The sequence below is a fragment of the Micromonospora humi genome (assembly GCF_900090105.1).
In the GTDB taxonomy this organism is placed as follows: domain Bacteria; phylum Actinomycetota; class Actinomycetes; order Mycobacteriales; family Micromonosporaceae; genus Micromonospora; species Micromonospora humi.
The window spans coordinates 1-15,579 of sequence record NZ_FMDM01000013.1 but is presented as its reverse complement, the minus strand read 5'-3'; the positions used below and the strand labels follow the sequence as shown (position 1 = coordinate 15,579).

Sequence of the window (15,579 nt, the reverse complement as noted above, 5' to 3'; positions counted from 1 at the left end):
GCCGTCAGCCCGGCGGCGGTCGGTCCCCGTCGCACCGTCAGCCCGGCGGCGGTCGGTCCCCGTCGCACCGTCAGCCCGGCGGCGGTCGGTCCCCGTCACGCCGTCAGCCCGGCGGCGGTCGGTCCCCGTCACGCCGTCAGCCCGGCGGCGGTCGGTCCCCGTCACGCCGTCAGCCCGGCGGCGGGCCGGTCAGCCGGACCACCAGGTCGGCGTGCGCGGCCGTGCCGGCGACCAGCCGGGCGTTCTCCTCGTCGCTGCCGAGCGCCCAGGCGCGGGCCTGCTCCGGTGACTTGCCGTAGGCCTCGTGCCGGGCGGTGAGGCGGCGCAACCGCACCTCGGCGTCCAGGTCGAGGAACCAGGCCTGGTGCAGCAGCGAGCGCACCTCCTCCCACGGATCGTCCCGCAGCAGCAGGTAGTTGCCCTCGGTGACCACCAGTCGCACCTCGGGCGGCACCTCGATCGCGCCGGCGACCGGCTCCTCCAGGTCGCGGCGAAACTCCGGCGCCCACACCGAGGTCGGCTCCAGCCGTCGCAACCGGCGCAACGTGGCCACGAACCCGTTGACGTCGAACGTGTCCGGCGCGCCCTTGCGCGCCGCCCGCCCCAACCGGGCCAGCGCCGAGCCGGCCAGGTGGAAGCCGTCCATCGGCACCAGCCGGGCGCTCGGGCCGACCTCGGCGACGACCCGCTCCGCCAGGGTGGACTTGCCCACCCCGGGCGCGCCGGCGATGCCGAGCAGTTGCCGGGGACCGTCCTCGGCCAGCGCCCGCGCGCGGGCGACCAGCTCGTCGAGCGCGAGCACCCGGGCCGGCGGCATCAGCCGAGCACCGGCTCGCTGATGGTGAACCGCGCCTCGACCGCCGCCTGCACCGGCTGCGGCACCGGGTCCAGCTCCAGTTCCGGTGCGGACTCGCCGGACCGGGCGTAGGCCGCCTTGGCCAGCATCGGCGGGGCCGCGGTCAGACCGGTGTCGGCCAGCTCGCGCAGTGCGGTGACACGGGCGCCGAGCGCCTCGGCGTATTCCCGGGCTCGGGCCAGGGCGTCGGTGATCGCGGCCTGCCGCGCCTCCCGGTAGGCCGGATTGTCCGGCCGCAGCGACCACACCGGACCGGCCACCTCGACCTGTTCCTGGTCGGCCAGGCGGAGCATCAGCTCGCCGAGCGACGTGAAGTCGGTGACCGTGACCGTGGTGCCGACGCTGCCCTGCCAGGCCACCACGCGGTCACCGGCGCGCTTCGTCACCGGCCAGACGTTGACCTGGCCGGTCTCCCGCCGGTCCACGGCCGGCTCGGCCGCGTCCAGCAGCGCCCGCACCGCGGCGGCCCGCTCCGCCAGCCGGGTCAGCGTGGTCTCCCGATCCCGGTCCCGGGCGACCGCGGTCACCGTGAAGCGGGCCAGCTCGGGAGCGACCTCCCGGTAGGCCTCGCCGCGTACCGCCACGACCGGTGCGTCCGCCATGCCGCTCAGCCTAACGGCGGGGTGGCCGGCAGGTGCGCCGTGTACCCCACCGCGCCGGCCGCCACCCGGCACCCGGTCAGGTGGCCCCCCGCCGCGCCCAGCTCGCGCAGGTAGGCCAGCTCGACCGCGGGGTCCGCGCCGGCCGGGAACTCCCGCCGGTGGGAGGTGAACGCGCGGCCCCGCAGCGCGGCCCGCGCGGTGCGGGCCTCGGCCAGCCGGCCGGTCAGCGCCGCGGCGTCCCCGGCGCGCAGCGCACCGGCCAGCTCGTCCAGGAAGGCGCCCACCTCGATCAGCTCGGCCAGCACCCGATCCCGGTTGCCGAGCAGCATGTTGGCGGTCCGCTCGGGCGGGCCCCCGGCGACCCGCGTGCCGTCGGAGAAACTGCCGGCGGCCAGGGCCAGCACCGCGTCCCGCAACGCCGAGCGCTGCACCGCGCCGGCGAGCGCGCCGGCCAGCAGGTGCGGCAGGTGGGAGGCGAGCGCCGCGGCCGCGTCGTGCTCCGGGGCCGACATCGGCACCACCCGGGCGTGGAAGACGTCGACCAGCAGCGCGGCGAGCCGCCGGAACGCGTCCACCCCGGTCGGGCCCGGGCAGAGCACCCAGGCGGCGCCGTCGAGCAGTTCCGGTGCGGCGGCACCGAGACCGGCCCGGTCGGCGCCGGCCATCGGGTGACCCGGCACGAACCGGTGCCCGAGCCCCTGCGCGGTGGCGGCGGTGGCCACCTCCGCCTTCACGCTGCCCACGTCCGTCAGCACGCACCGGTCGTCGGTGGCGGCCGCCACCCGGGCCAGCGTGGCGGGCAGCGTGGGCAGCGGGCCGCAGACGAACACCACGTGCCGGCCGGCGACCGCCTCCTCGACCTCGTCCGGAGCCGCGACGCCCCGCTCGCGCACCTGCCTCCGGGCCGCCGGATCCGGGTCCCAGGCCGCCACGTCCAGCCCGGCGTCGCGGAGCCGGAACAGCACCGAGCCACCGATCAGCCCGGTCCCGACCACCGCCGCGCGTGCCAGCCCGCCGGCCTCGCCCACCATCGGCCCACCTCGGCGTCCGCGTCGTCGGCGGAGCCCGGGCGGCCCCGCGGGAAGTCCCGCCGAGGATATCGCCCGCCGCCCCGCCGAGGACCGGGTGTAAGGCGGGGCCCCTTCTTAACACCAGCTGTTAAGAAGGGCCCCCGCCTCTACCGGAAGCGTTAACAGGGGCCCCCGCCTTACCGGATCGTCGGTGGAGATCGATTCGGCCGGACGGTGGATGTCCCTGCGGGACGCGCGTCGTACGGTCCCCCGGCGGCTCGACCGGAATCACCCGGTGAGGGCCTTTCGGAACGGGGGAAGACCAATGTCCGCGACGTACCGGGCGCTCGCCTCGGTGGTCATGTTGATCGGTTTCTACGTCGTCGCGCTGCTCCAGCTCGCCGCCGTGATCGCGCTCGGGGTCTGGCTGTTCGGCCACACCACCGGGTTGATCACCGGCAAACTGCTGCTGCCGCTGGTGGTCGCGCTCGGCGCGGTGGGCGTCGGAATGTGGAAGGCGATCCGTACGAAGAGCGAGCCGGCGCCCGGCCTGGTCCTGGACGAGCGGGCGGCGCCCGGGCTCTGGGCCACCGTGCGGGAGCTGGCCGCCTCGGTCGGCACCCGGGCGCCGGACGAGATCCGGCTGGTGCCCGAGGTGAACGCCGCGGTCGGCGAGCAGAGCCGGCTGCTCGGCCTGGTCGGCGGCCGGCGGACGCTCTACGTCGGGCTGCCGCTGCTCCAGGCCATGCGGTCCGACCAGCTCCGCTCGGTGCTCGCGCACGAGCTGGGCCACTACTCCGGCCGGCACACCCGCCTCGGCGGGGTGGCCTACCGGGGCCGGCTCGCCATCGGGGAGACGATCGAGCGGATCAGCCCGCGCAACCCGGTCGGCTGGGTGTTCAAGGGCTACGCGCTGCTCTACCTGATGGTGGACAACGCCGCCTCGCGCCGCCAGGAACTGGAGGCGGACCGGGCGTCGGTGGCGCTCGCCGGTACCGAGGCGGCCACCTCGGCGTTGCGTACGCTGCCGGCGCTGGACGCCGCCTGGGCGTTCTACATGCGCCGCTACGTCGAGTCGGGCTGGTCGGCCGGGCTGGCCCCGGACGACCTCTTCGGCGGTTTCGTGGAGCTGCTCGACGCCCGCCGCGACGAGATCGACGCGCTGCGGGAGAACGCGCCGGAGCGCGAGCCGTCCCGCTGGGACACCCACCCGCCGATCGGGGTCCGCGTCGCCGCGATGACGGCCGCCGCACCGACCACGGCGGGGGCGGACGACCGGCCGGCGCGGACGCTGCTCGCCGACGTGGGCGGCGCCGGCCGCCAGCTCCAGGCGCTGGTTGTCGCGCACGGCTCCCGGCGGGTGCTGCCGTGGCCGGAGTTCGTCGCCGAGTCGGTCGCCGCCGACGTGCAGCGGCAGGCGGACGGCATCTACCGGGCGGCCGGCCGGTTCACCGGCACCCCCACGCCGGGCCTGTCGACGGTGCTGGACCTGGTCCGGTCCGGCCGGCTGGGCGAGTTCGCCGAGGGCTTCTTCGACGGCGCCACCCGCAAGGAGGCGGCGGCCGCGTTCGCCGGCCCGATGGAGACGCTGCTGGACAACGCGGCGGTCCGCTCCGGCCGGGCCCGCTGGGAGCTGTCCTGGTCCGGCCCGGCCCGGCTGGTCGGCCCGGGCGGGGAGCCGTGGGACCTGGCCGAGGTGGCCAAGCTGGCGGTCGTCCCGGCGAGCCTGGACGAGGCGCTGGCCCGGCTGGCCGAGCTGGGCGTCGACGTGACCGGCGCCACCGTGGTGCAGGCCCGCGCCTCGGCCCGAAACGCCGACCTGATCGGTGGGCTGGCCAACATCAAGATCGACGGCCGGGAGCACGACGTGCTGGTGCTCGACAACGGCCTGGTGCTGATCGCCGACCCGGGCAAGGCCGGCGAGGGCGAGAAGCGGCTGACCACGCTTGTCGGTTCGGTGCCGGTCGCCGAGCTGGCCGGTCGCCACCCCTACCTGCCGTACGAGGAGATCACCTCGGTGGAGGTGCGGCGGGAGGTGCCGCTGAAGGCCACCCTGACGCTGTTCGACGGCCGCACCGTGCAGATGCAGGAGCTGATGGCCAGCGAGTTCCTGGAGAAGCACAGCCGGGACACGCTGCTGAAGGTGTTCCGCCGGATCAACGGCTGAGCCGTGCCGGCCGCCGACCCTCCGACGGGGGCCGGCGGCCGGCGCTCAGGACTCGGCGAGCCGACCGGCCACGGCGTCGACGTGCGCGTCGGACTCGGTCAGCGCCACCCGAACGTGCCGGGCGCCGGCCGGGCCGTAGAAGACGCCGGCGGCGACCAGGATGCCGCGCCGGGCCAGCCAGTCGACGGTGTCCCAGCAGTCCTCGTCGCGGGTCAGCCAGAGGTAGAGCCCGGCCTCGGAGTGCTCGACCGTGAAGCCGGCCCGGGTGAACGCGGCCCGCAGCGTCTCCCGCCGGGCCCGGTAGCGCTCCCGCTGGGCGTCGGCGTGCGCCTGGTCGGCGAGCGCGGCCACCATGGCGGCCTGCACCGGGGCCGGCACGATCATGCCCGCGTGCTTGCGCACCTTGAGCAGCTCGGCGGTCAACGCCGGGTCGCCGGCCACGAACCCGGCCCGGTAGCCGGCCAGGTTGGAGCGCTTGGAGAGCGAGTGCACCGCCAGCACGCCCGCGTAGGACCCGCCGGACACCTGCGGCGAGAGCACCGAGACGGGTTCGGCGTCCCAGCCCAGCGGCAGGTAGCACTCGTCGCTGGCGACCACCGCGCCGCGCTCCCGCGCCCATTCGACCACCTTGCGCAGGTGGGCGGCGGGCAGCACCCGACCGGTCGGGTTGCCCGGCGAGTTGACCCAGACCAGGCGGACCCGGGGATCGGGGCCGAGCGCGGTCAGCGAGTCGCTGCGTACGACGGTGGCGCCGGCCAGCCGCGCGCCGTCCTCGTACGTCGGATAGGCGACCGACGGCACGACGACCACGTCACCGGGGCCGAGCCCGAGCAGCGTGGGCAGCCACGCCACCAGCTCCTTGGAGCCGATCGTGGGCAGCACCCCCAGCCCGTCGACGCCCGCGCCACAGGCCCGGGCCACCCAGGCCGCGATGGCGTCCCGCAGGGCGGGAGTCCCTGCGGTCAGCGGATAGCCCGGCGCGTCCGACGCGTCGGCGAGCGCCTGCCGGATCAGCGGCGGCACCGGGTCGACCGGCGTGCCCATCGAGAGGTTGATGAGACCACCCGGGTGCGCCGCGGCCGTGGCGGCCGCGGCGTCCAGCGTGTCCCAGGTGAACTCGGGCAGCCGTGCCGAGACCGGCGTGGGCCGGCTCAGTGGCCCTCGCCGCGCGGCGGCTGCGCGGCGACGAAGGTGGCGTCCTTCTCCACCTTGCCGATCTTCGAGGCGCCCCCGGGCGAGCCCAGGTCCTCGAAGAACTCGTAGTTCGCGCCGGTGTAGTCCTTCCACTGCTCCGGCACGTCGTCCTCGTAGAAGATCGCTTCGACCGGGCAGACCGGCTCGCAGGCACCACAGTCGACGCACTCGTCGGGGTGGATGTAGAGCATCCGGTTGCCCTCGTAGATGCAGTCGACCGGGCACTCCTCGATGCATGCCTTGTCGAGCACGTCCACGCACGGCTCGGCGATGATGTAGGTCACCGGTCTTCTCCTCCGCAAGACTCGTCGCGATCATCCGCAACGGTAAGAGCCTAGTATCTCGCCGGGGAGGGGGTCGATCGTGCTCCGACAGCAGGACGTGGGACACCGGATCGTGGTTCGCCGGATTGTGGGGATTCGCGAGGGCCGGCCGCTGTTCTCCGACGCGCTCGGGGAGCTGGTCGAGCTGAGCGAGACCCACATCACCCTGGCCACCGACGGCGGGTCGCTGCGCGTCCCGGTCGGCGAGGTGCACCGCGCCAAGCGGGTCCCGCCGGCCCGCCGGCCGACCGCCGCCGCCGTGATCGCCCTGGAGACCGCCGCGGACGAGGCCTGGCCGGCACCGGTACGCGGACGGCTCGGCGACTGGCGCCTGCGATCCGCCGCCGGTTGGACCGGCCGGGCGAACAGCGCGCTGCCGATCGGCGACCCGGACCGACCGCTGCCCGAGGCGTTGGACGCGGTGCAACGCTGGTACGCCGACCACGGCCAGCCCGCCCTGGTCAACACGCCGCTGCCGCTGGCGGCGCCGGTCGGTGCGGAACTGGACACGCGCGGCTGGACGTCGCGCCCGCCGGTGCTGGTGCAGACCGTTCCGCTCGCCACCCTGACCACGCCGGGTCGCGCCGTCGGGACGCCGCACGAGGCGGTGCCGCCCACGCACGCGTCGACCGGCGGTGACGCTCCCCCGGTGACCCTGGCGCGTGCGCCCGCCGACGACTGGCTGGCGGTCGCCGCCGACCGCAAGGGTGGGTTGCCGGAGGCGGCACGGCACGTGCTCACCGCCGTGGACCGGATCCGCTTCGCCGAGCTGCGGGTCGACGGCCGGCCGCTCGCGGTGGGCCGGGGCACCGTCACCGGCGAGGGCCGCTGGCTCGGCGTGAGCCTGCTCGAGGTGCTGCCGGAAGCCCGTCGGCGCGGCTTCGCCGGGGCGATCGTGCGGGCCCTGGCCGGCTGGGCCGGGGCGGAGGGCGCCACCCACGCGTTCCTCCAGGTCGAGCAGACGAACGGGGGCGCGGTGGCGCTCTACCGGCGGCTCGGCTTCACCACCCACCACACCTACCTCACCCGGGTGGCGCCCTGACTCAGCGCCGGACGATCCGGCGAGGCCGGGACTGCTTCATCTCGGCGTACCGCTTGAGCTGGCGGGAGCGGAAGTCGCGGCCGAGCGCGGTGAGGGTCAGGTAGCCGACCAGCACACCCGCCGCGGTGGCCGCGAGATAGAGCCAGATCTGGGCGAAGAAGAGGCCGGCGCCACCGCCGAACGGGTTCTCCCCGACCAGCAGCGGACCGACGAAGACGGTCAGCGCGAGCGCCACCACCACCGTCAGGGCCAGGTCGCCGGCCCAGTGTCCGAGCGGCCGGGCGGCGCCCCAGCGGAACGCCGCGCCGGCCAGGATCAGGCCGATGGCCAGGAACATCACCAGCGAGACCCGGCCGGCGGCGGTGTCGTCGTCCGGAAAGGCGAACCGGATGACCAGCCGGGCCACCACGTTGACCGCGAACAACGCGGCCGTCAGCACACCGATCGCACGCCACCGCTGACCCATCGCACGCCTCCCGCCGCACCCGCCCGCCACCGCGGCGGGCCTCTGGCAGGAATGTCTACCACCGCCGACTGTGCGGCGTCAGCACCTCACCGCTGAGCGGGCACCGGCGGTGTCACGATGTGCCGGAAGCCGATCACCGCGAAGGTGACCGCGCCGGTCACGATCAGCGCGAGGCCGAGCGCGTTGTCGCCGGCCAGCGCCAGGTCGCCCTCGGTGGTGCGGAACCCGCCCACCACGATCACCAGGAACCACGGCAGCGCGACCAGCGCCACCGCCCACCGGCTGCCGGTCGAGGCGTGCGCGAACCAGCCCAGCAGCACCGTCGAGGCCGCCACCGCGGCGATCCCGGCCACCGCCAGCCCGATGCCGACCAGCGCCTGCGCGCCGCCGGAGCGGCCCTGCACGGTCTCCCAGGCCCAGGTGGCGAAGATCAGGTCGAGCAACGCGGCCAGCACGCCGGCCCAGACCGCCACCACGCCGCCGGCCACCCGCAGCGCGCGGTCGAGCGCCCGCTCCGCCCGGCCGGGCGGGGCGGGCGGCGACGGCTCGGGCAGGACCGACACGGGCGCGGCGGGCGACGTCACCGGAGACCGGCCGCCGCGACCGGGGCACGGTCCGCCGCGTCCGGGGACACCCCGGCGAAGAGGTCGTCCTCCCAGCCGTACGGGCCGTTGCCGGGTCCCTTCTCGCCGACCGCGAGCGTGAAGTATTCGACGCCCATGAACTCGGCGCCGAAGTTGCCGGCGATCGAGTAGAGCCAGGAGTTGGCCGGGATCTGGGTGGCGTGGGCGCGCATCGCCGCCTCCTTGGCCGCGTGCTGGTCGGTGGCGTCGATCCGCGCCGCGATCTGCGCGTCCGGTGTGCCGAACGGCAGCTCCGCCACGTCGGAGATGCCGGCGAAGGGATTGTCCGACGACTCGCTGAACGCCTCCAGGCCGGCGTCGAGCACGCTGCGCGGCATGGCCGTCCAGTAGACCTTCGCCGGGGCGATCCCCTCGGCCGCGGCCAGCTCGACGCCGCGCATGGCGACCCGGTGCGCCTGGATGTGGTCGGGGTGGCCGTAGAAGCCGTTCGGGTCGTACGTGATCACGACCTGGGGGCGGACCTCACGGATGACCTGCAGCAGGTGCCCGGCGGCGGCGTCGAGGCCGGCCCGCCAGAACGCCCGCGGGTGGTCGTTGGTGGCCATCCCCATCATCCCGGAGTCGCGGTAGCGGCCCGCGCCGCCGAGGAACCGGTGGTCGGTGACGCCGAGCGCGGCGCAGGCCGAGGCCAGCTCCGCGATGCGGTAGCCGCCGAGCTGGTCGGCCTCGGCCGCGGCGAGACCGGCCAGCTCCGGTACGTGGATCTCGCCCTCCTCGCCCAGCGTGCAGGTCACCAGCGTGACGTGGGCGCCGGCGGCGGCGTAGTGCGCCATCGTCGCGCCGGTGCCGATCGACTCGTCGTCGGGATGCGCGTGGACCAGCAGGAGGCGTCGGTCGGGCAGCGTCGTCACGCCCGTCACTCTAACCGGCGGTCCTGCCCCTCCGGCGGTCATGCGTCCGCCCAGGTCGGCCACATCACGCCGGGAGCCCGCCTACGATCTGCAGGCGTGGACTTTCCCGAGCTGGCCGCCCGTACCCGTCGGTTCAGCCACGGGGCGCCGCGCGCCGTGACCGTCGCGGGGGACGGCTCCCGGGTGCTCTTCCTGCGTTCGGCGGGACCGGAGGACCCGGCCGACGCGCTCTGGCTGCTCGACGTCGACACCGGCGCGGAGCGTCTGGTCGCCGACCCGGCGGTGTTGCTGGGCACCGACGCCGAGCCGGTCCGCCTGGCGCCGGGCGAGCGGGCGCTGCGCGAACGGCAGCGGCTCAGTTCCGGCGGCATCGGCTCGTACGCGCTGGACGCAGCCGGGCGGGTGGCCGCGTTCGCGCTGGCCGGGCGGTTGTTCCGGGCCGACCTGGTGCACGGCGACGTGATCGAGGTCGCCGCCGTCGGGCCGGTGATCGATCCGCGGCCCGACCCGACCGGCGAGCGGCTGGCCTACGTCACCGACACCGCCGAGGGCGTGCGCCGGGGCCAGCTCCGGGTGGTCGAGCCGGACGGCACGGACAACCTGCTCGCCGGCGAGGACAGCGGCGTGACCTGGGGGTTGGCCGAGCACATCGCGGCCGAGGAGTTCCACCGCCACCGGGGCTACTGGTGGGCGCCGGACGGGCGTTCGGTGCTGGCCGCCCGGGTGGACGAGTCCCGCCTGCCCCGCTGGTACCTGCACGACCCGGCCGAGCCGGCGAGCCCGCCGACGCCGCTGGCGTACCCGGTGGCGGGCGGCCCGAACGCGGAGGTGAGCCTGCACCTGCTCGACCTCGACGGCGGCTGGGTCGACGTGCACTGGGACCGGGAGACCTACCCCTACCTCAGCTCGGTCGAGTGGGCCGACGGCGGACCGCTGATCACCGTGCTGCGCCGCTCCCAGCAGCACGGCCTGGTGCTCGCGGTGGACCCGCGCACCGGGGAGACGCAGGTGCACGCCGAGCTGGCCGACCCGCGCTGGGTGGAGCCGATCCCGGGCACCCCGGCGCACCTGCCCGACGGGCGGGTGCTGGTCGGCGGCGAGCTGGCCCACGACGGGTACGACGCCAGATGCCTGTTCGCCGACGGCACGCTGCTCACCCCGCCCTCGCTCTACGTGCGGCGGGTGGTCGGGCGACTGCCGGCCGGTCCGGGCACCGCGGCCGACCTGCTGGTCGAGGCCAGTGAGGGCGAACCGAGCCAGCGCCACCTCTACCGGGTGCGGACCGCGATCGGCGGCGGGATGGACGCCCGCCGGATGGGCAGCGACCCGGGCTGGCACACCGCCGCGATCGGCGGGTCCACGCTGGCGGTGGGCGTCGCGTCGCTGGAGCACGCCGGGGTCCGTTGGCGGGTGTGGCACGGCGACCGCGAGGTGGGCGAGCTGCGCTCGCTGGCCGCCACCAGCTCGTACGCCCCGCGGCCGACGCTGGTGCGGGTGACCGACCGGCGGCTGCCCAGCGCGGTGCTCTACCCCGGCGAGCACGTCAAGGGCACCCGGCTGCCGGTGCTGGTGGACATCTACGGCGGGCCCGGCCACCAGGAGGTGGTGGCGGCACGCGACGCCTGGCTGGAGCGGCAGTGGTGGGCCGACCAGGGCTTCGCGGTGGTGACCGTCGACAACCGGGGTACGCCGGGCATCGCGCCCTCGTTCGAGAAGGCGATCCACCGCCGGGTGGCCGACGTGATCCTGACCGACCAGGTGGACGCGCTGACCGCGCTCGCCGGCAAGCACCCCGACCTGGACCTGGGCCGGGTCGCGGTGCGCGGCTGGTCGTTCGGCGGCTGGCTGGCGGGGCTGGCGGTGCTGCGCCACCCGGAGCTGTTCCGGTGCGCGATCGTGGGCGCGCCGGTCACCGACTGGGCGTTGTACGACACCGCCTACAGCGAGCGTTACCTGGGCATGCCGGAGGACGGCATGGACGTCTACGCCCACCACTCGCTCGTCGAGTTGGCCGCCGAACCGGTCGGCGACCCGGCCGAGGCGCGGCCGATGCTGCTGGTGCACGGGCTGGTCGACGACAACGTGCTGGCCGCGCACACGCTGCGGCTCTCCGCCGCGCTGCTGTCCACCGGCCGCCCGCACGCGGTGCTGCCGCTGCCGGGCGCGAGTCACCTCGCGGCCGGCGGCGTCGCGGAGCGCCTGCTCCGCCTCGAGCTGGACTTCCTCCGCCGGCATATGTAAGGAGGGGCCCCCGCTTAACGCATTCTGCATAGGCGGGGCCCCCGCTTAACACTGGGTGTTAAGCGGGGGCCCCTCCTTACCGGCGGGCCGGCGCTACTGCTTGACGAAGGCGTTGACGAAGTTCGGGTAGCCGAAGACCGACGAGATGAAGACACCGCCGGCCTTGGAGCCGTGCACGTTGTACGCCACGTCGACGTAGAGCGGCACCACCGGCGCGTGCTCCTTCATGATCCGCTCGTCGAGCTTGCCCCACTCCGGGCCCTGGTCGGCCGGGGGCATGGCCAGGATCCGGTCCATCTCGGCGTTGATGGCGTCGTCGTTGAAGTAGGAGGAGTTGCTGTTGCCCTCGGCCTTGATGGTGCGGCCGTCGTAGAGCACCGGCAGGATCGACGCGCCGCTCGGCCAGTCGGCGGCCCAGTTGCCGATGTAGAGGTCCCACGGGTTGTTCTTCTTCTTGACCTCGTCCAGCTTCGCGTCGTCCGGGATGTTCCGGACGGTGATCTTGAAGCCGGCGCGCTCCAGGTTGCCCTTGAGCTGGACCGCGATCTGCTGCTCGTCGGTGTTGTCCGCGGCGCCGAGGACCAACTCCGGCGTCTGGCCGCCGAGCAGTTCCTTCGCCTTCTCCGGGTTGCCGTTGGCACCGGCCGGATAGGCGTCGTACGCCTTGTAGCCGATGGTCGACGGCGGCATCAGCGTGGTCATCGGCTGGGCGACGGTCTGGCCGCCGAGCGCCTTGACCAGGCCCTCGCGGTCGATCGCGTAGTTGAGTGCCTGGCGGACCTTCAGGTCCTTGACGCGCTGCGTGTTGATCACGAGCTGGTTGGCGCTCGGGGTCGGCGACAGCAGGGTGCGGGACTTCAGCGCGGGGTCACCGGCCACCTTGGCGACCAGCGCGGGTGGCACCGAGTTGAAGGCCAGCGCGCTCTGGTCCGCGCCGTTGTCGGCGATCACCCGGTTGTTGGCGGCGTCCTGGGTCGGGCCGAAGGTCCAGACGAACTGGTCCGGGTACTGGTGCCGCACCGGGTCGGTCTTCGCGTCCCAGTTCGGGTTGCGGTCCAGCGTGAGCTGGACGCCCACCTGGTTCTTGGCGATCTTGTAAGGGCCGGACGAGAACGGCCGCTGGTCCAGGTTGACCCCGGTGTCCTTCTCCGGCTTCAGCGGTGCCGTGGTGGGCAGCGAGACCGCGAACGGCAGGTCGCAGCGGGGCTTGGCGAACTCGAAGCGCAGCGTCTTGTCGTCCGGCGTGGTCAGGCCCGGCGGCAGCGACGTCTTGTTCTTCTTGAAGTCCCACTTGGTGTCGAACTGCGGGGTGTCGGCCAGCCACTCCTGGATGTAGGTAGGGCCGCTGGTGAGGTCGGGGTCGAAGGAGCGGGCGATGCCGTACGCGATCTCCTTCGCGGTGATCGGGCTGCCGTCCTCGAACTTCACCCCGTCCTTGACCTTGAACTCCCAGACCTTGCAGTCGTTGTTGACGTTCGTGCCCGGGGTCTCGGCCAGGTCGCCCACCAGGACCAGGCCGCCCTTGCCGTCGTCCTTCCAGGTGGTCAGGTAGCGGGCGAAGAGCGGGTTGGCCATCAGGCCGGCGAACGAGTACGTCCGCTGCGGGTCCAGGTGGGAGATGGGGGTCTCCCGGATGATGGTGAACGTCCCGCCCTTGGCCGCGCCGTCGATCTCGGCGGCCGGCCCCTGCGAGTCCTTGGGGTCGGTCGCGATGACCCCGGTCTGCTGCCGGTTGCCGTCCACCTTGGTGCCTTCGCCCGTGTTCTCCGAGCAGGCACCAAGTGCCACAACCAGTGCGATGGCACCGCCCGCGGCGGCCGCTGCGCGTGGTCGCATGTCCTACCTCCTCCACCCGTTCGCCGAGCGCATCCGCCGACGTCCCGAGGATCGTAAAGAAGAAAAACTACAAGTTGGGTAACAGTTGTCGATAAATTTCGTCGCGGTTCAGCCGAGCCGCACCCGCGGGTCGATCACCGCGTAGAGCAGGTCCACCACCACGTTCGCCAGCACCACGAAGACCGCCGCGATCAGCACGGTCGCCATGATCGTCGGCAGGTCGCCGGAGCGGACCGCGTCGACAGCGGTACGCCCCATCCCGTTCAGACCGAACGTCGTCTCGGTGATCACCGTCCCGCCCAGCGCCCCGCCCACGTCCAGGCCGGCGATGGTGACCACCGGGGTGATCGCGGCCCGCAGCGCGTGCCGGCCGTAGACCGAGCGTTTGGCCAGGCCCTTGGCCCGCGCGGTGCGGACGAAGTCCTCCGACAGCGTCTCCAACATCTGTGCCCGGGACAGCCGGGCGTAGATGGCGGAGAAGAGGAAGGCCAGCGCCACCCAGGCCAGCACCAGCCCGCTGCTCCACTTCAACGGATTGTCGAACAACGAGGTGTAGCTCGGCACCGGCAGCAACCGCAGGTTGTAGACGAAGACGATGAGCAGCACCGCGCCGACGAAGTAGAGCTGCAACGAGGCGCCGGTCAGCGAGAAGCCGATCGCCGCCCGGTCCAACCAACTGCCCCGGCGCAGCGCCGAGAGCATGCCGAGCCCGACCCCGAGCAGCAGCCACAGGACCGCCGCCGGGATGACGATGCTCAGCGTCACCGGCAGCACCCGGGCGATGGTGTCCGACACCGCCTCGTTGGAGACGTACGACCAGCCGAGGCAGGGCGCGTCGCAGCGGCCACCTTGGGCGCTGCCCAGGTCCCGGCCGGTGACGATGCCCTTCATGTAACCGGCGTACTGGCTGATCAGCGGGTCGCGCAGGCCCAGCTCCTGCCGCACCCGCTCCAACCGCTCCGGGTTGCAGTTCTTCGGGCACATCCCGGTGACCGGGTCACGCGGCAGGGCGAAGAACATCAGGAAGCTGAGCACGCTGACCGCGAACAGGGTGAGCGCGGCCGAGAGCAGCCGGCGGACGAGGAAACGCGTCATGGGTCGGCCTCCTACCGGGACGACTTCGGGTCGAGCGCGTCGCGCAGCGCGTCGCCGAAGAGGTTGAAGGCGAGCACGAGCGCGAAGATCGTGATGCCGGGGAAGAAGACGTACGACGGATCGGTCTGCAGGTAGTCGAGGCTGCGGTAGATCATCCGCCCGAAGCTCGGCGTCTCGTCGGTCAGGCCGACGCCGATGAACGACAGCGCCGCCTCGCTGGTGATGTATTGCGGCACGGCCAGAGAGAAGGCGACCAGGATCGGCGCCCAGACGTTCGGCAGCAACTGGCGGAACAGCATGTGCCCCAGCCCGGCGCCGCTGGCCCGGGCCGCCTCCACGAACTCGCGCTCGCGCAGCGCGATGATCTGACCCCGCACCAGCCGGGCCGTGCTGGTCCAGCCGAACAGCGCGAAGATCGCGATGAGCACACCGATCTGGAAGTACGCCGGGACGGCCTCCCGCTGGCCGTAGAAGCGCAGCGCGACGGTCGGCATCAGCGCCAGCGCGATGATCAGGAACGGCATGGCCAGGGTCAGGTCGGTGATCCAGTTGATCACCGAGTCCAGCCAGCCGCCGAGGTAGCCGGCGAGCGTACCCAGCGTCACGCCGATCACCGCGGTCAGCACGGCGGCGGCGAACGCGATGAACAGCGACGTCCGCAGCCCGTGCACCATCCGGATGAAGATGTCCCGGCCCAGGCCGGGCTCCAGCCCGAACCAGTGCTCGCCGGTCACGCCGCCGGCGTAGCCCAACGGCATGCCGTAGCCGTCAAGGCGGCTCTGGAACTGCTCCTTCGGGCCCACCCCGTACAGCGCCTGGATCAGCGGCACGGCCAGCGCGACCAGCACGAAGAAGACGAGCAGCGCGCCGCTGATCATGGCGGTGCGGTCCCGCCGGAGCCGCGCCAGCGCGAGTTGACCGGGTGAGCGACCGACGAACTCCTTGTCCCGGCGTTCGTCGCCCTCACCGGGGGACTCGATCTCCGCGAGGGCCACGCCCTCGACCGGGGACAGACTCATTCCGCCACCTCCTTCAGTTGCGGGGTGTCGCCGGCGCCGACAGTCGCCGGCTCGACGCCGTCGCCGCCGACCGGCGCGGGCGCACCGACCCCGACCGGGCCGTTCTCCGGGTGGTGGCAGGCGGTGAGTTGGGTGCCGCCGTCGCGGGTGGTGAGCGCGGGTGTCTCGGTGGCGCAGCGGTCGGTGGCTTTCCAGCAGCGGGTGCGGAAGCGGCAGCCTGACGGTGGGTCCAG

General features: G+C 73.8%; 14 protein-coding genes and 1 pseudogene. 3 read left to right on the top strand and 12 right to left on the bottom strand.

Translation table 11 applies throughout. The features are described 5' to 3' along the window. Positions 1-169 precede the first annotated feature (169 nt). Genes GA0070213_RS22885 through GA0070213_RS22875 form a run of 3 tightly spaced genes read right to left on the bottom strand, consistent with a single transcriptional unit; the run spans position 170 to position 2,489 of the window. Positions 170-817, bottom strand: coding sequence for a nucleoside/nucleotide kinase family protein (locus GA0070213_RS22885; protein WP_091068542.1), 648 nt, complete (start codon positions 815-817; stop codon positions 170-172). Further along, positions 817-1,458, bottom strand: a complete 642-nt coding sequence (locus GA0070213_RS22880; protein WP_091068539.1) for an SIMPL domain-containing protein — start codon at positions 1,456-1,458, stop codon at positions 817-819. The genes GA0070213_RS22885 and GA0070213_RS22880 overlap by 1 nt, the downstream gene beginning before the upstream one ends. 5 nt (positions 1,459-1,463) lie before the next feature. Further along, complete coding sequence (locus GA0070213_RS22875) at positions 1,464-2,489, bottom strand: prephenate dehydrogenase (protein ID WP_091068535.1); 1,026 nt, start codon at positions 2,487-2,489, stop codon at positions 1,464-1,466. A 304-nt stretch (positions 2,490-2,793) separates the two neighbouring features. Between GA0070213_RS22875 and GA0070213_RS22870 the strand changes: the two genes are divergently transcribed. Then, entirely contained in the window at positions 2,794-4,635 is a 1,842-nt protein-coding gene (locus tag GA0070213_RS22870; RefSeq protein ID WP_091068531.1) for a M48 family metallopeptidase, read from the top strand. A gap of 45 nt (positions 4,636-4,680) precedes the next feature. Here the strand turns inward: GA0070213_RS22870 and dapC are convergent, their stop codons facing one another. Further along, positions 4,681-5,790: a succinyldiaminopimelate transaminase gene (gene dapC, locus GA0070213_RS22865; RefSeq protein WP_091069058.1), complete on the bottom strand. Its 1,110-nt coding sequence runs from the start codon at positions 5,788-5,790 to the stop codon at positions 4,681-4,683. After that, complete coding sequence (fdxA, locus tag GA0070213_RS22860; protein WP_007464872.1) at positions 5,787-6,113, bottom strand: ferredoxin; 327 nt, start codon at positions 6,111-6,113, stop codon at positions 5,787-5,789. The genes dapC and fdxA overlap by 4 nt, the downstream gene beginning before the upstream one ends. Before the next feature lie 79 nt (positions 6,114-6,192). Between fdxA and GA0070213_RS22855 the strand changes: the two genes are divergently transcribed. After that, positions 6,193-7,194, top strand: a complete 1,002-nt coding sequence (locus tag GA0070213_RS22855; protein ID WP_091068527.1) for a GNAT family N-acetyltransferase — start codon at positions 6,193-6,195, stop codon at positions 7,192-7,194. Position 7,195: 1 nt separating this feature from the next. Here the strand turns inward: GA0070213_RS22855 and GA0070213_RS22850 are convergent, their stop codons facing one another. From GA0070213_RS22850 to mshB, 3 genes are all read right to left on the bottom strand, one after another. Continuing rightward, entirely contained in the window at positions 7,196-7,660 is a 465-nt protein-coding gene (locus GA0070213_RS22850; RefSeq protein WP_091068525.1) for a hypothetical protein, read from the bottom strand. 86 nt (positions 7,661-7,746) lie between these two features. After that, entirely contained in the window at positions 7,747-8,223 is a 477-nt protein-coding gene (locus tag GA0070213_RS22845; RefSeq protein WP_425412858.1) for a hypothetical protein, read from the bottom strand. A 17-nt stretch (positions 8,224-8,240) separates the two neighbouring features. Further along, a complete protein-coding gene (mshB, locus tag GA0070213_RS22840; RefSeq protein WP_175441449.1) occupies positions 8,241-9,164 on the bottom strand; it encodes an N-acetyl-1-D-myo-inositol-2-amino-2-deoxy-alpha-D-glucopyranoside deacetylase in 924 nt (307 codons plus the stop codon). A gap of 87 nt (positions 9,165-9,251) precedes the next feature. Between mshB and GA0070213_RS22835 the strand changes: the two genes are divergently transcribed. Further along, positions 9,252-11,396 carry a S9 family peptidase gene (locus tag GA0070213_RS22835; RefSeq protein ID WP_091068513.1) on the top strand — a complete coding sequence of 715 codons (2,145 nt, stop codon included), beginning with the start codon at positions 9,252-9,254 and terminating at the stop codon, positions 11,394-11,396. Positions 11,397-11,489: 93 nt separating this feature from the next. Here GA0070213_RS22835 and GA0070213_RS22830 read toward each other — a convergent pair whose 3' ends face one another. From GA0070213_RS22830 to GA0070213_RS32290, 4 genes and pseudogenes are all read right to left on the bottom strand, one after another. Beyond that, entirely contained in the window at positions 11,490-13,139 is a 1,650-nt protein-coding gene (locus tag GA0070213_RS22830) for an ABC transporter substrate-binding protein (RefSeq protein ID WP_245716519.1), read from the bottom strand. 201 nt (positions 13,140-13,340) lie between these two features. Then, entirely contained in the window at positions 13,341-14,327 is a 987-nt protein-coding gene (locus tag GA0070213_RS22825) for an ABC transporter permease (RefSeq protein ID WP_091068506.1), read from the bottom strand. Between the two features lie 11 nt (positions 14,328-14,338). Next, positions 14,339-15,346 carry an ABC transporter permease gene (locus GA0070213_RS22820; protein WP_091068502.1) on the bottom strand — a complete coding sequence of 336 codons (1,008 nt, stop codon included), beginning with the start codon at positions 15,344-15,346 and terminating at the stop codon, positions 14,339-14,341. Next, a pseudogene (locus GA0070213_RS32290) lies at positions 15,343-15,579 on the bottom strand (dipeptide/oligopeptide/nickel ABC transporter ATP-binding protein); the annotation flags it as partial. The gene GA0070213_RS22820 and the pseudogene GA0070213_RS32290, both read right to left, overlap by 4 nt.